The following is a 14,310-nucleotide window of genomic DNA, read 5'->3' as shown; positions in this document are numbered from 1 at the left end:
CGACCTGCGCCGCCTTGGCCACGACCGCGCTCTTCAGCAGCTTGCCGACGTATCCCATGTCGTGCCTCCGATCGTTCGAGGGGAGCGGCGAACGTAACCCGGCCGGCCGGGGAGCGCCTCGGCGGCCGTCCGCGGCCCGGGTGGCGCGCGCGGACGTCCGTCGTGCGCCTGGGCAGACTCGAACTGCCGACACCCGCTTTAGGAGAGCGGTGCTCTATCCACTGAGCTACAGGCGCGCAGGGCCCGAGAGGGAGGTGGTCGGGCTCGCCGACGGCGCACCGTCCGCCGCACCCGACCGGGCTCTCGTCAGCCCCGTGCCGCGCCGGCGGACCCGGGAGTCCGCGGCGGCGCAGGTTCAGCGTACCGGTGCCGCGGCCGGGGGCGCGTCGGTCACGCCGCCTCGCGCTCCCCCGCCGCGCGCTCCCCCGGCGCGGCGACGACAGCGGCCCGCCCGCTACCCCGGGAGGCCGTCCGCCCCGCGGGGGTGCGGCACCCCGGCGGGCGCGCGGCCGGGCAGCCGCCGCAGCACGAGGACGGTGAGGTCGTCCTCGGCGTCCGCCGCGTCCCCGGCGAGCGCCAGGACGGCGGCCGCGGCGTCGTCCGCCGTGACGGTGCCGCGGACCACGTCCCGCACCCGCGCGAGGTCGTCGATCGATCCGCCGAGCACGTCGAGCAGGCCGTCGCTGAACGTCACGAGCACGTCACCCGGGAGCAGGCGGGTCCGGGCCCCGACCCGCTCCGGCCCCGCGGCGATGCCGAGGGGCAGACCGGTGGCGGGCAGGCGTCGGAGGGACCCGTCCGGGCGCACGACGAGCGACAGGCCGTGCCCGGCGTCGGCGTAGGCGAGGTCGCCGGTCGAGGGGTCGAGGAAGCCGCGGAACATCGTGACGAACGCGCCCGCGTTGACCAGGTCCGCGTCGAGGGCGCGCTCGGCGCCGGACAGGGTGGCCGCGACGTCCTCGGGGACCGGCTGCGCGCGCAGCAGCGACCGGGTGGTGGCCGCGAGGATCGCCGCCGCCGGGCCCTTGCCCATCACGTCGGCCATCGTGATCACCAGGCCGCCGGCGACGCGCTCCCAGTCGTAGAAGTCCCCGCCGACGCTCCCCGCGGGCACGAACCGCGCGGCGACCTCGAAGCCGGGCAGGTCGGGCGTCCGGGCCGGCAGCAGGCTGGCCTGGACGGTCGCCGCGCGCCGCAGCTCGGCCCGCTCCTCCGTGACGTCGCGCAGCACCGTCACCACGCCCCCGCCGGACCCGGCCGGGATCCGGGTGGCGCTGAACGTCACGACCCGCGGCTGGGGCACGCCGGGCGTGCGGACCATGAGGTCGACGTCCCGCACCCGCCCCTCGACGAGCGCGCGGCGGAAAGGCAGCTCGTCGTCGCGCAGGGCCGAGCCGTCCAGGCGGGTCAGGCCGGCCAGGTCCGTGAGGCTGTCGGCCGGGTCCAGGTCGGACCGGCCGGTGAGCAGCCGCGCCGCGGTCGGGTTGCGCACGACCACCCGGCCGGCGGCGTCGACCACCCGGACGCCCTCGGACATGGTCTCCAGGACCGAGGCGAGCAGCCCGGCCTGCGCCTGCGCGCGGTCGCGGGCCACGGACAGGGCGCCCACGAGCCGGCGCCGCTCCGCGCCGGCGAGCGCCAGCGCCATGCCGATCACGGTCAGCAGCCCGACGTACAGCTGCGCGATCCCGACCCGCAGGCCCGGGTCGGGCAGCTCCGCCATCGGGCCGATGCCGCCCAGCGTCATCAGGACCACCACGGAGCCGCAGAGGCTGGTGTGCACCACCACCGCGGAGGTCGGCAGACGCGACCCCGCCCAGACGGTGAAGGCGATGAGGGGGAACACCACCGCGAGCTCCCACTGCCACAGGAACCACAGGACGTACGCCGCCGGCGCCAGGAGCACCGCGCCGAGGACGTCGAGCCGGTGCCCGTCGGTCCACCACGCGGAGCCGCCGCGCGCGCCGCGCCGCAGCCGCCGGTCGTGCAGCGCACCCCCGAGGGTCCAGCCCAGCAGGCCGATCGTGAGGATGCTGACCGTGTTCCGCGCCGACCAGAGCAGCGCGGTCTCCCAGGTCGTGCCCTGGTCCGTGAGCGCCACGGCGAGCTGGGCCAGCGGCGCCGACACCAGCGCGCCCGTCACGGCCCCGAACACCAGCCACCACAGCTCCGTGACGCGGTCGAGCTGCCGGTACCCGCGCGCCGCCCACAGCCGGGGCGCGTAGCGCGCGACGACCAGGACGCAGAGCGTGGCCTGCAGGGTCGCGGCGACGCCGCCGAGCAGGGCCGCCCCCGGGGGCGTGCCGGTCACCAGCACCGCCGCCGCCGTGATCACCCCGATCAGGCCCCAGTCCAGCCACGGCCACGGCCGGCGGGCCCGCGCGACCAGCCACAGGACCGAGATCCCCGCCGCCGGCCAGACCAGGCTCACCCGGGCGCCGGGGACGAGGGTCTCCCGGCCGGCCACGCACGCCGCGGCGTACACCAGGCCGAACACCAGCAGGACGCGGACGTCGCGCGGGCTCGGAGCCCGCCGGGCCCGTGCCGCGGGGCTCACGCGCCCCGCCGTCCCCGTCACGCCCGGCGCTCCTGTCACCCCCGCAGGCTACGGTGCCCGCGCCGCGCCGTCCCGGCACCCCCGTCGTCACCGGCCGCCGCGCCTCACCCCCGGTTTCACCCGGCGAGCAGTTGCCGGCGGCGCGGCGAGGCCGGAACGTCGTGGGACATGACCTCCGAGCACGAGAGCACCGGATCGCTGCCGCGCTTCACGACGCTCGACCCCGCCGCGCTCCGGTCGGCGCAGATCGTGGTGCTCCACCAGCCGCGCACCGCCGGCGCCGACGTCGTGTGGTCCCTCAGCCTGACGGACCGCTCCGGCCGCCCGATGGCCCGCGAGGCGGTCCCGGTGCCACCGGTCGACGAGGACGTGGCGCACGTCGCCGCTGAGGCGCACCTGCACCTGGTGGGGATGCAGGTCGAGGGCGACTGGCACCGCAGCCGGGAGGGCGACGACCTCCGGCACTACGCGCGCGTCGGCGTCGCGGGTCCCGGGCGCTGAGCCGGGGCGACTCCGCGCGTCAGCCGGCCACCGCGGCCCGGAACGCGGCCAGCGACGCCGCCGAGCTGGCGATCCGCCAGTCGGTCTCCTTGTTCTCGTCGAACCAGACGAGGCCCGCGACGTCGCCCTGCGCCGCCGCCCACGCGAACAGGTCCGTGATCCACCGGGCCTTGTCGCCGCCCTTCTCGGTCGACGCGGTCTCGGTGACCAGCAGCCGCTTGCCGGGCGCGACCCGCCGCACCTCCGCCAGGGTCGGGCCGAGCACCTGGGCCGGGCTCTGCCAGACCGTCCCGCGGCGCGAGGTCCCCCAGTTGTAGCCGTCGACACCGACGACGTCGACGTGCTCGGCGCCCGGGTACACCGCCGCCAGCGGGGTCGAGCCCGGGAACGCCACGTTCGGCGACCACACGCGCACGACCCGGGTCGCACCGCGCGAGCGCAGCAGGTCGTGGACCCGGCGCCACACCGCGACGAACTGCGCGGCGGTGTTGCCGTTGACGCCCACGGCCCAGGGGTAGCCGCCGGCGTTCATCTCGTGCGCGAACCGCAGGTGCACCGGGCCGCCGTACGCCGCGAGGGCGTCGCCCCAGCGCCGCACCGTCGCGTCGAAGTCGCCCGCGAGGAACCGGGCCAGCGCGAACGCCTTCTGGTTCGTGCGCGCCGGGTCCCAGGGCTCCCACGTCAGCACCGGCACGACGCCGGCGGCGGACACCGCGGCGAGCTTCGCCGGGTCCGGCGCCTCCACGAACGAGGCGTACCAGAGCGCGTACGCCGGGGCCGCCCCCAGGGTGGCGGTCCGCCGCGCCCACGCGGCGGCGTCCCACGGCCCCCACGGCACCGTGACCCCGGACGGGACCCGCCCCGAGGCCGCGGCGGCGGGGCCGGCGGCGGGTGCCGCGGACAGCGCGAGCGCGGAGGCGGAGAGCGCGAGGAAGTCGCGCCGGGAGACGGGCATGCGACGGTCATCGGTGCCGGCCGGGACGCCGTGAGGTTTCCTGAGCCTGCGGGCGGGGTGATCTGCCCCGCGGCGACCCCGCTGCGGCCGACCTCGCGGCTCCCCGGCGGCGGCCCGTTCGCCGGGCGCGCGCCCGCGTCCCCTGCGACGATCACCCGATGCCGACGGAGCCCTGGTACCGACGAGCCGCCCGCACCACGGGCCGGTCCGCCCGCGCCGTCTGGGCCCGGCGCTCCGAGGTCCGCGACCCGAACTCCGGCGCGGCGATCCTCATCGGCGTCGTGCTGGTGGTCGTGGGGATCACGGTCCTGCTCGTCATGCTCGACTCGGTCCGGGAGGGCGACGACCTCGCGGAGGCCGACACCCCGGTGCTCGACTGGCTGGTCACGGCCCGCGGGCCCGGGCTGACCGCATTCCTCGAGGCGGTGTCGGCGGTGACGGGGCCGAGCGTCCTGCCGGTGGTGGTCGTCGCGGCGTGCCTGCTGTGGGGCCTGGTGACCCGCTCCTGGTGGCAGCCCGCCCTGCTGGCGGGCGCGATGGTGCTGTCGACGCTGGTGTCCGTGACGGTCAAGGCCGTCGTCGCCCGCCCGCGGCCGCCGCTGGACACGATGGTCGTGCCGGGGTCGGAGACGACCTACTCGTTCCCGTCGGGGCACACCGTCGGGACGGCGACCTTCCTGCTGACCGCCGGGTACCTGGTGTGGATCCGCAGCCCGCACGTGCGGTCCCTGGTGCTGTGGGCGCTGGCGACCCTGGCGGGCATCGCGCTGGTGGCCGGCAGCCGCCTGTACCTGGGCTACCACTTCCTCACGGACGTCACGGCGGGGTTCGCGCTCGCGGTGGCGGTGCTGGGCGTGGTCGTGGTGGTCGACCGGCGGCGGGCGGTCCGGGCCGCGCGGATGACGGCCGGGGCCGGGGGCGACGACGCGGGGGCCACACCGGCGGGCTGACGTCTCCCCGCCCGGGGAGGCCACCGCTTTCACCCCCGGGTCACGTGCGGGCCCACGACGCGTCGCGCCCCGTTCACCGCTCCTGACCAGGGTGGGGACGCGCCCGACCGGCGCGCCTGGACCCCACCCACCGGAGATGCCCCCGTGCGACCTCATCCCGCCCCGACGCCCGCGCGCGCGTCGCGGCGTGCCCCCGCCCGCGCTCTCGCCGCGGCCACCGGCGTCCTGGCCGGCGCCCTGCTCGTCACGGCCCCGCTCGCGGCGATCGCCGCGCCCGCCGCACCCGCGGCGGTGCCCGCCGCCGCGTCCGACGCCCCCGGCTCGCGGTTCACCCTCGCGGTCCTGCCGGACACGCAGTTCTACTCGCGGTACTCGGCGGACCAGTTCCTCCCCCGCTACGGCACGGACCCGTTCCGCGAGCAGACCCGGTTCCTGGTCGAGCACGCCGACGAGCTCAACATCCCGTTCGTGACGCACCTCGGCGACGTCGTCGACCGCGTCGGGCAGAACGCGGAGTGGCAGGCGGCGGACGCGGCGGTGCGGACGCTCGAGGAGGGCGGCCTGCCCTACTCGATCCTCCCGGGCAACCACGACGTGCGGAACTCGGACGACCGCCTGGACGACACCGACTACGACCTGGCGGCGGAGCCGTTCCTGCAGTGGTTCGGCCCGGCCCGGGCGGCGGGGCAGGCGACGTACGGCGGCAGCGACCCGACCGGCCTGAGCCAGTACCACGTGTTCGAGGCCGAGGGCCAGGAGTTCATGGTCCTGGCCCTGGCCTGGCGGGTGTCGGACCAGACGATCCAGTGGGCGAAGGACGCCATGGCGGCGCACCCCGACGTGCCCGTGATCCTCACGACGCACTCGCTGCTCAACATCGGCCCCGACCAGACCTCGCCGCGGGACACCGAGTACGGCGAGGAGCTGTGGGACAAGCTGATCCGCGGCAGCGACCAGATCTTCCTCACGTTCAACGGCCACTTCCACGGCGCGACCCAGCAGACCCGGACCAACGACTTCGGCCACTCGGTCACGAACGTCCTGATCGACTACCAGATGGCCTACGAGGGCGGGAACGGCTACCTGGGCCTGGTGGAGCTCGACCTGTCGCACGACACCCTGTCGCTGCAGACCGCCTCGCCCTGGGTGACCGCCAAGCCGCAGGAGACGCTGACCAGCTACGACCAGCCGTTCCTGGAGGGGCAGCACCAGCAGTTCACGCTCGACCTGGACTTCTCCGAGCGGTTCGCTGGCTTCGACCCGGACTTCGGCCCGGGCGCCGGCGCCTGGCCGTCGCTGCGGCAGGCGGCGCGCGACGTGCTGCTCGACGGCTTCGTCGGCCCCGACCCGGTGACGACCGAGCTCCCCGGCAACGCGCTCGACTTCCCCGAGGCCGAGGGCACGGTCGCGCACTGGCGGATGAACGGCCTGCCCGCCGGGGTGCTGCCCGAGGGCGGCACGATCCCCGACGTCGCAGCCGGCAACGACCTGACCCGCGCCACCATCGCGGCGTCGGGGTCGGCGACCGCCGAGGCCGGCGACGTGACGATCGTCCACGACGACGTGCACGGCTACTCGTCCGACGCCGCCGCGGTGTGCTTCGCGAACTCGTCCGCCGCGCGGTTCAGCTACCTGACCACGGCCGCCGACGCCCCGGTGAACGCCGAGACGTTCCCCGAGGGCTACACGATCGAGACGTTCCTCCGGCTCGACCCGTCCTGGGACGCGGGGGTCAACGGTTGGTCCAAGGCGGTCGTCCGGTCCGGCGACCGCTCGCAGCTCCCCGGCATGCCCTGGTCGCAGTGGGACTACACCGCGTCCCCGGTGGCGCTCGGCATCTCCAACCTCCGCGAGTTCCAGTACACCGAGGTGCCGGCCGCCACGACGAAGGGCGACCGCACCGCCTGGTCCGGCGAGATCATGGTGGACAGCTGGTCGCACGTCGCGGTCGTCAACGACCCCGCCACCTCCACCACCACGATGTACGTGGACGGCGCCCCGGTGCTGCGCAACGCGACCGACACCCTCGGCCACTCGATCCAGCCGGACATGCCGTGGCTGCTCGGGTCGGACTGGGTGGACGGCGCCGCCCGCAACGGGTGGGACGGGTGCATCGGCGAGACCCGCGTCATCGACCGGCCCACCGGTCCGGCCGAGTGGCTCACCCAGCGGGCGGACCTGTCGGGCCTCGCGGTCCAGGACGCCCCGAGCGGCGCGCTGCCGGCCGGCACGCAGGTGACCGCGCTGTCCGGCACCGGCTTCCCCGGCGCGGTCGTGAGCGTGACGGACGACGACGACGCGCGCCGCCGCGGGCACCGGCGTGCCGTCCACCCGCGCCCGGACCCGGGCAGCGGCGTCCGCGGTCGCGCCCGCGGTCACCAGCGTCAGCGTCCAGTCCCGGTCGGCCGGCACGCACCCGGCCGCGCCCTCGACCGGCGCGACCGTCAGCGTCCCGGGCCCGTCCGCCCACGCGATCGCCGTCCGGGCGGTCCCGGCCGCGTCCGTCCCGTCGCCCGCGCCGTCGTCCTCGACCAGCGTGAAGGCGCCGTCCGCCCCGGGCACGACCAGCAGCTCCAGGTGCGCGGGGTTGACCGGGTCGTTGCCGGGCACCTGGGCACCGTCGAGCGGCACCACCGCGCCCGGCCGCGCCAGCACCGGGATCGAGTCGAGCGGGCGGTGCAGGTCGAGCAGCCGGTCGCCGTCGTAGACCGCCCCGGTGAGCACGTCCACCCAGGTGCCCGGCGGCAGCCAGGCCCGCACGGCGGACGCGCGGGTGACCGGGTCGGCCGGCGTGGTCACCGGCGCGACCAGCAGCTCGGAGCCGAACAGGAACTGCTGCGGCACGTCGTACGCCTCCGCGCGGTCGGGCCACGCGTGGTAGAGCGGGCGGACCAGCGCGACCGACTCGGCCGCGGCGCGGTGGTTCATGGTGTGCAGGTACGGCACCAGCCGGTGCCGCAGCCGCAGGAACTCCGCCTGGACCTGCCGGGCGTGCGGCCCGAACGACCACGGCTCCTTGCTCGTGAACGGGTTGTCCGAGGAGTGCAGCCGCAGGATCGGCGAGAACGTCCCCAGCTGCACCCAGCGGGTCGCCAGCTCCTCGTCCCGCACGCCGAAGAAGTGCCCGCCGATGTCGTGCGACCACCAGCCGTAGCCGATGTTCGCCGCGGTGGCGGTGAACTCCGGCTGGAACGCGAGCGAGTCCCAGGTGATCACGGTGTCGCCGGAGAACCCGACCGGGTACCGGTGGCTGCCCGGCCCGGCGTACCGGGAGAACGTCAGCCCGCGCCGGCCGTCGCGGGCGCTGTCGAGGTAGTGGAAGTGGTTGAGCATCCACAGCGGGTCGATGCCGGCGACGCGGGAGTGCCCGCCCTGCTGCCAGTCGATCCACCAGAAGTCGACGCCGTCCCGCTCGAGACCCCGGTGCAGCACCCCGAAGTACGCCGCGAGGAACTCCCGGTCCGTGACGTCGAACGCGATCGGGTCCCCGTCCGGCTCCCGGCCGAGCGCCGCGCACATCGCGGGGTAGGCGTCCTCGTGCGCGCGCACGCCGTCGGCGGGGTGCACGTTCAGCGTCACCCGCAGGCCGCGGTCGTGCAGCCAGGACAGCAGCGCGGGCGGGTCGGGGAACAGGTCCCGGTTCCAGGTGTACCCGGTCCAGCCGGAACCGAGGGCCGGGTCCACCTCGGTGACGTGCCAGTCCATGTCGAGCACCGACACGGACAGCGGGATGCGCTCGGCGGCGAACCGCTCGACGACCTCGCGGTAGCCCTCCGCCGTGTACCGGTGGAACCGGCTCCACCAGGTGCCGAGCGCCCAGCGCGGCAGCACCGGCACCGGCCCGGACACCGCGTGGAACGCGCGCAGCGCCTCGGCGTGGTCGTGCGCGTAGCCGAAGACGTACAGGTCCTGCCGGGACCCGTCCCGCGGGGCGACCCAGCCGTCGGGCTCGAACACCATCGACCGGGAGTCGTCCAGCACCGCGTAGCCCTGCCGGGACACGACGCCGCCCTCGAGCGGCACGCGGCCGTCCGCCTCGTCCAGCGTGCGGGCCGTGCCGCCCAGGCCGTCGGCGGGCTGCCCGTACCTCCACACCGAGTGGTACGCGCTGACCCCGCCGGTGACCTCGACCGACAGCCCCGCGGTGCTGAACGGGCCCCGGTCGTAGACGACCCGCAGCCGGGACGTGACGACCTCGACCACGTGCCCGCGGTCGACGACGCGGAACTCCGGCACCGGCAGCGCGCGGTGCCGGGCGAACGTGCTCGGGCGGTCCTCGAACCGGCCGTCCTCGGCGTACTCGAGCCGGACGAGCCCGTCGGCGAGCACCGTGACGCGCCAGCGGTCGCCCTGCACGACGGCGCGGGGGTCGGCGGTGCCGTCGGGGGCGGGGCCGGTGACGAGGGTCAGGGGGGCGTCGGTGCCGCTCATGCGGTCCTGTTTAACGCTAAAGTGGCGCGCACGTCAATGCCGATCAGGGAGGCTGCGTCCGTGGACACGATCACCCTCAAGGACGTGGCGCGCGCCGTCGGCGTCAGCGTGATGACCGTGTCGAACGTGGTCAACGGGCGGCTGGACCGCGTCTCCCCCGCCACCGCCGCCCGGGTCGAGCGCGCCGTCGCCGAGCTCGGCTACGTGCCGAGCGCGGCCGCACGGTCGCTCGTCGGCCGCCGCTCCCGCCTGGTCGGCCTGCTGCTGCCGGGCCGGCCCGACGGGGTCAGCCTGCTGGGGAGCCCGCACGACGTCGCGGTCACCGGCGCGCTCGAGGCGGCGCTGCGCGGCCGGGACCACCACCTGATGCTGCGCGGGGTCGGGAGCGCGGCGGACGTGCGGGACTCGGTCCGGCGGTGGGGGCTCGACGGCGTGGTGCTCATGGGGTTCACCGACGCCGCGCTCGCCGGCCTCGACCTGCCGCCGACGCCGGCCGCCGTGCTGGTGGACGCGGCGGGCGGGTCGGTCGACGGCGCCGGCGCGCCCACCCACGCGCGCGTCGGGTCCGACGACCGCGCCGGCGGGCGGCTGGCCGGGGCGCACCTCACCGGGCTCGGGCACCGCCGGCTGCTGCTGTGCGGCCCGGTCGACGCCGCGGGCCGGGTGGTCGCTGAGCGGCTCGCCGGGTTCCGGGAGGCCGCGGCGGACGCCGGCCTGCCCGCGGACGCGGTGCGGGTGGCCCACGCGCGCACGACCTACGACGAGGGCGTCGCGCTGGGCGCGCGGCTGGCCGCCGACGTGCGCGCCGGTGCGGTGACCGCGGTGTTCGCGACGGCGGACGTCCTGGCCGCGGGGGTCGTGCGCGGGCTGACCGACGCCGGGCTGCAGGTCCCGGACGACGTGTCGGTCCTCGGCTACGACGACGCGGAGCTCGCCCGGCAGGTCACGCCCCGGCTGTCGACGGTCGCGCAGGACACGGCCGGCAAGGGCCGGCTGGCCGCGGAGCTGCTGCTCGGCCTGATGACGGGCGAGGACGCGGCCCCGCGCTCGGCGACGGTGCCGGTCGCGCTGGCGGCCCGGGAGTCGACGGGGCCGGCCCCGGTCGGCCGGGCGGGCGGTTGACCGGACGCTCCCGCCGACGGGCGGTCCCGCCGGGCGGGCGGTCGAGCGGGCGGTCCGGCCCGGCGCACCGCGAGGTGGCCGGCCGGACCGCGCACGACGGCGCGGCTCAGCGCCAGAGCACCGCGACCAGGATGTTCACCAGCGTCAGCCCCAGCGTCGCGCCGACCAGGCCGCGCGTCACCTTCTCCGGCTTCCGCGTGCCGTACCAGACCAGCGCGGTCACGACGAGCGCGACCACGAGCTTCACGCCGATCTTGGCGTTGTCCGGCGGCTCCAGCCCCCCGACCTCGGCGGACCGCAGCCCGACCATGACGATCCCCGTGACCAGCGCGGTCAGGGCACCGTGCAGCGCGCCCTTCGGGAACGCCGGCTGCCGCAGCGTGACCAGGCAGCCGCCCAGCACGATCGCCCAGCCGACCAGGTGCAGCACGACCAGCAAGCCGTACACGACGTCCATCGGAACTTCCTCGCTCGGTGCCCGGTGCGTGCAAGGATCCCCTGCGCGGCCCTCGCCGGCCGCGCACCGCTGTGCCCGACGAGCCCGAACCCCGAGGATGTCATGACCACCCCCGAGCACCCGAACCCCGGCGAGTCGCCCACCGGCGCGTCGCAGCCGACGCCCGGGGCGTACCCGCAGCCCGGCCCCGCGCAGCCGGCACCGGGGCCGTCGTACCCCGCGCCCGGGGCGTACCCGCAGCCGGGCGGCACCGCGTCGCAGGCCGGTGCCCCCGGCTACCCGGACCCCGCGGCCGTCCCCGGGCCGTACCCGGTCCCGCCGCAGCCGGCGCCCTCGCCGACGCTCGCGATCGTCGGCCTCGTCACCGCCGTCATCCCGTGCACGGCCCTCGTCGGGCTCGTGATCAGCATCATCGTGCTGGTGCGCGGCCGCCGCGGCGGCGTCCCCGGCCGCGGCCTCGCGGTGGCGGGCGTGGTCGTGGGCGCGCTCTGGCTCGTCGCCGGGGTCGTCGCCCTCGCGCTCGGCGCGTTCGGCATCGCCTCGCTCGTCGAGACCTGCGCCGACCTGGGCGACGGCGTGCACTACGTCGACGGCGTGCGCTACGAGTGCAACATCGGCTGACGCCGCGGGCGGCGCCCCGGCTCAGAGCAGCCGGCGCGCCGCCGCCCACCGGGTCAGCTCGTGCCGCGACGACAGCTGCAGCTTCCGCAGCACCGCCGACACGTGCGTCTCGACCGTCTTGATCGAGATGAACAGCTCCCCCGCCACCTCGCGGTAGGAGTACCCCCGCGCGATCAGCCGCATGACCTCGCGCTCGCGCGCCGACAGCCGGTCGAGCTCGTCGTCGCCCGTGGCCACGTCACCCGCCGCGGCGCCGAACGCGTCCAGCACGAACCCGGCGAGCCGGGGCGAGAACACCGCGTCGTCGCCGGCCACCCGCAGCACCGCGTCGCACAGGTCCGGACCCGAGATCGCCTTGGTGACGTAGCCCCGCGCGCCGGCGCGGATCACGGCCACGACGTCCTCGGCGGCGTCCGACACGGACAGCGCGAGGAACCGGGTGCCGCCGAGCAGGTCGGTGCACGCGCGGATCACCTCGGCACCGCCGCCGCCGTCGCCGCCGGGCAGGTGCACGTCGAGCAGGACGACCGGCGGCTGCGTCGCGCGGACGACCTGGATCGCCTCGTCGACCGTGGCGGCCTCGCCGACGACGTCCACCCGGTCGTCGAGGGACGCCTTCACGCCCGCGCGGAACATCAGGTGGTCGTCGACCAGCACCACGTCGACCGGAGCGTCGTTCATCCCTGCATCGTCCTCTCGTCCTCCGCCGCCGCGGGCTCACGCACCAGCGGCATCCGCAGCCGCACCTCGGTGCCGCCGCCGTCCTTGCACACCACCGACGCCGTCCCGCCCCGGCGCCGCACCCGCCCCAGGATGGACTCCCGGACCCCGAACCGGTCGCTCGGCACCGCCTCGGGGTCGAAGCCGTCCCCGCGGTCCCGCACGAACACCTCGACCTCGTCCGGCCCGGCCTCCAGGTAGAGCGACACCGGCGGGCGCCCGTGCCGCACCGCGTTCAGCAGCGCCTCGCGGGTCGCCTGCAGCAGCGCGTCCGTGCTGGCGTCGGGCTCCGTGTCCCCGACGACGACGGTCTCGATCGTGACCGCCTCGCCGTCGGGGCCGGTGCGGGTGTCCTCGATCTCCGCGACGATCGCCGCCAGCACGGCCGCCACCGAGGTGCCGGGCGCCGGGCGGTCGTCGTACAGCCACGCGCGCAGCTCGCGCTCCTGGGCGCGCGCCATCCGCGCGACCTCGGTCGGGTCGTCCGCGCGGGCGCGGATCAGCGCCAGGGTCTGCAGCACGGAGTCGTGCAGGTGGGCGGCGATGTCGGCACGCTCCGACTCGCGGGCGCGGGCGGCGCGCTCGTCGCCGAGCTCGCGCACCAGCCGCAGCCACCACGGCGCGAGCACCAGGGCGACGCCGCCGAGCACCGCGACCGCCGCGACCGTCGACTGCACCAGGGTCCCGGGGGTCGCGTCCTGGCCGACCAGCAGCAGCACCCCGACGCCGGCGATGACCAGGCCACCGGCCAGCCGCAGCACGCTGACCGGACCCCGGCTGCCGCCCCGGCGCTCCCGCTGCACCGCGTCCAGCTGGCTCCACGCCAGCGCCGCCCCCGCGACCAGCAGCAGGACCGGGACCACCCAGTTGCCCACCACGTCCGTACCCGTGCGCGCCAGCAGCAGCGCGACCGCGCCCGCCAGCAGCGCCACCCCGACCGCGATCTCGGTCCACGGCAGCCGGCGCAGCCGCTGCACGGCGTCGTGCTCGAGCGGGCGGTGCAGACGGGACAGGTCCGCCGGGCGCGCGGCGTCGGCCGCGGCCGCGGGGTCGCCCACGGGGATGGTCACCCACCAGAACACGTACAGGGCCACGCCGATCCCGCCGACCGGCGTCAGCAGCGCGAACAGCACGCGCACCAGGCGCACCGACACGCCCAGGTGCAGCGCGAGGCCGGCCGCGACGCCGCCGACGACGCGGCCGCGCTCCGGGCGCCGCAGCGGCAGGCGGGACGGGGACTCCATGCCCTGATCGTCACACGTCGCGGGCCCCGGGAGGGCGCCCGGGACCCAGGATCAGGGGACCCCGGCCCACGATCAGGGGCGGGTCAGGGGGGTACCCGATGTCGTCGGGGTCGCCCGGCGCGCCAGGATCGAGCCATGACGAACGACAGCGCCGACCGCGGGTCGGGCACCGTGCCGCCGAGCGGCCCCGGCGCCCGCGGCCCCGTGCCTCCTCCTGCACCCCCGTCCGACGGCAACGGGATGACGGGCTTCTTCGCGGCGATCCGGCGCGCCGGGGTCTACCGCTCCCAGGACCGCTGGGTCGGCGGCGTCGCCGGCGGGCTCGCCGCCCGGTTCGGCATCGACCCGCTGCTCGCCCGTGGTCTGGTCGGCGTCTCCCTGCTCATGGGCTTCGGCTTCGTCCTGTACGGCATCGCCTGGGCCCTGCTCCCCGAGCAGACCGACGGCCGGATCCACCTCGAGGAGACCATCCGCGGGAACTTCGACGTCGCCCTGCTCGGCTCGATCGCCCTCGTGGTCATCGGGTTCAGCTCCGGCGACTGGTGGTTCAGCTGGGGGCCGTTCCGGTCCGGCTGGTTCAGCGGCCTCGCGTGGTTCGCGGTCGTGGTCGCCGGGATCGTCATCCTCGTCAGCGCGCTGCGGCGCGGCAGCGGCGGCCGCCCGCCTGCGCCGTCGTGGCAGCCCCCGTACCCGGAAGGACAGCGTCCGATGACCAGCCCCAGCAGCACCCCGCCGCCACCCGCCGGCGCGGC

At 76.5% G+C, this 14,310-nt stretch carries 10 protein-coding genes, 1 tRNA gene and 2 pseudogenes; 6 read left to right on the top strand and 7 right to left on the bottom strand.

Going from position 1 to position 14,310, the window contains the following annotated elements:
- Window positions 1–163 precede the first annotated feature (163 nt).
- Window positions 164–236 (bottom strand) — tRNA-Arg (locus tag FA014_RS12355).
- Window positions 237–454: 218 nt separating this feature from the next.
- Window positions 455–2,557, bottom strand: a complete 2,103-nt coding sequence (locus FA014_RS12350; protein ID WP_154729976.1) for a SpoIIE family protein phosphatase — start codon at window positions 2,555–2,557, stop codon at window positions 455–457.
- A 168-nt stretch (window positions 2,558–2,725) separates the two neighbouring features.
- Between FA014_RS12350 and FA014_RS12345 the strand changes: the two genes are divergently transcribed.
- Complete coding sequence (locus FA014_RS12345; protein WP_154729975.1) at window positions 2,726–3,058, top strand: hypothetical protein; 333 nt, start codon at window positions 2,726–2,728, stop codon at window positions 3,056–3,058.
- Between the two features lie 19 nt (window positions 3,059–3,077).
- Here FA014_RS12345 and FA014_RS12340 read toward each other — a convergent pair whose 3' ends face one another.
- Window positions 3,078–4,013 carry a glycoside hydrolase family 26 protein gene (locus FA014_RS12340; protein WP_154729974.1) on the bottom strand — a complete coding sequence of 312 codons (936 nt, stop codon included), beginning with the start codon at window positions 4,011–4,013 and terminating at the stop codon, window positions 3,078–3,080.
- 158 nt (window positions 4,014–4,171) lie between these two features.
- Here FA014_RS12340 and FA014_RS12335 point away from each other — a divergent pair, with 158 nt between their 5' ends.
- Complete coding sequence (locus tag FA014_RS12335; RefSeq protein WP_154729973.1) at window positions 4,172–4,963, top strand: phosphatase PAP2 family protein; 792 nt, start codon at window positions 4,172–4,174, stop codon at window positions 4,961–4,963.
- A 144-nt stretch (window positions 4,964–5,107) separates the two neighbouring features.
- A pseudogene (locus FA014_RS12330) lies at window positions 5,108–7,060 on the top strand (metallophosphoesterase); the annotation flags it as partial.
- A gap of 339 nt (window positions 7,061–7,399) precedes the next feature.
- Here FA014_RS12330 and FA014_RS20710 read toward each other — a convergent pair.
- Window positions 7,400–8,923: pseudogene (locus FA014_RS20710) on the bottom strand (glycoside hydrolase family 31 protein); the annotation flags it as partial.
- A gap of 507 nt (window positions 8,924–9,430) precedes the next feature.
- On the opposite strand from FA014_RS20710, the gene FA014_RS12315 reads away from it, so the two are divergent.
- Window positions 9,431–10,516: a LacI family DNA-binding transcriptional regulator gene (locus FA014_RS12315; protein ID WP_268865892.1), complete on the top strand. Its 1,086-nt coding sequence runs from the start codon at window positions 9,431–9,433 to the stop codon at window positions 10,514–10,516.
- Between the two features lie 106 nt (window positions 10,517–10,622).
- Here FA014_RS12315 and FA014_RS12310 read toward each other — a convergent pair whose 3' ends face one another.
- Window positions 10,623–10,973: a hypothetical protein gene (locus FA014_RS12310; RefSeq protein ID WP_154729972.1), complete on the bottom strand. Its 351-nt coding sequence runs from the start codon at window positions 10,971–10,973 to the stop codon at window positions 10,623–10,625.
- 102 nt (window positions 10,974–11,075) lie between these two features.
- Here FA014_RS12310 and FA014_RS12305 point away from each other — a divergent pair, with 102 nt between their 5' ends.
- Window positions 11,076–11,594 (top strand): hypothetical protein, encoded by a 519-nt coding sequence (locus FA014_RS12305; protein WP_154729971.1) that lies wholly within the window; start codon window positions 11,076–11,078, stop codon window positions 11,592–11,594.
- A gap of 21 nt (window positions 11,595–11,615) precedes the next feature.
- On the opposite strand, the gene FA014_RS12300 is transcribed toward FA014_RS12305, so the two are convergent.
- Window positions 11,616–12,275, bottom strand: coding sequence for a LuxR C-terminal-related transcriptional regulator (locus FA014_RS12300; protein WP_154729970.1), 660 nt, complete (start codon window positions 12,273–12,275; stop codon window positions 11,616–11,618).
- A complete protein-coding gene (locus FA014_RS12295) occupies window positions 12,272–13,558 on the bottom strand; it encodes an ATP-binding protein (protein ID WP_154729969.1) in 1,287 nt (428 codons plus the stop codon). The genes FA014_RS12300 and FA014_RS12295 overlap by 4 nt, the downstream gene beginning before the upstream one ends.
- 135 nt (window positions 13,559–13,693) lie before the next feature.
- On the opposite strand from FA014_RS12295, the gene FA014_RS12290 reads away from it, so the two are divergent.
- The coding region (locus tag FA014_RS12290) for a PspC domain-containing protein (RefSeq protein WP_154729968.1) at window positions 13,694–14,310 on the top strand (617 nt) is incomplete at its 3' end.

The sequence above is a fragment of the Cellulomonas hominis genome (genome assembly GCF_005239125.1).
GTDB lineage: Bacteria > Actinomycetota > Actinomycetes > Actinomycetales > Cellulomonadaceae > Cellulomonas > Cellulomonas hominis_A.
Note: the sequence above shows the minus strand (reverse complement) of the source record. Positions and strands in the feature narration are given on the sequence as shown.

Bases quoted from the DNA above. Each gene is read 5' to 3' on its own strand.
- FA014_RS12345 (WP_154729975.1), top strand. From the start codon at position 2,726: ATGACCTCCGAGCACGAGAGCACCGGATCGCTGCCGCGCTTCACGACG.
- FA014_RS12340 (WP_154729974.1), bottom strand. From the start codon at position 4,013: ATGCCCGTCTCCCGGCGCGACTTCCTCGCGCTCTCCGCCTCCGCGCTC.
- FA014_RS12335 (WP_154729973.1), top strand. From the start codon at position 4,172: ATGCCGACGGAGCCCTGGTACCGACGAGCCGCCCGCACCACGGGCCGG.
- FA014_RS12315 (WP_268865892.1), top strand. From the start codon at position 9,431: ATGCCGATCAGGGAGGCTGCGTCCGTGGACACGATCACCCTCAAGGAC.
- FA014_RS12310 (WP_154729972.1), bottom strand. From the start codon at position 10,973: ATGGACGTCGTGTACGGCTTGCTGGTCGTGCTGCACCTGGTCGGCTGG.
- FA014_RS12305 (WP_154729971.1), top strand. From the start codon at position 11,076: ATGACCACCCCCGAGCACCCGAACCCCGGCGAGTCGCCCACCGGCGCG.
- FA014_RS12300 (WP_154729970.1), bottom strand. From the start codon at position 12,275: ATGAACGACGCTCCGGTCGACGTGGTGCTGGTCGACGACCACCTGATG.
- FA014_RS12295 (WP_154729969.1), bottom strand. From the start codon at position 13,558: ATGGAGTCCCCGTCCCGCCTGCCGCTGCGGCGCCCGGAGCGCGGCCGC.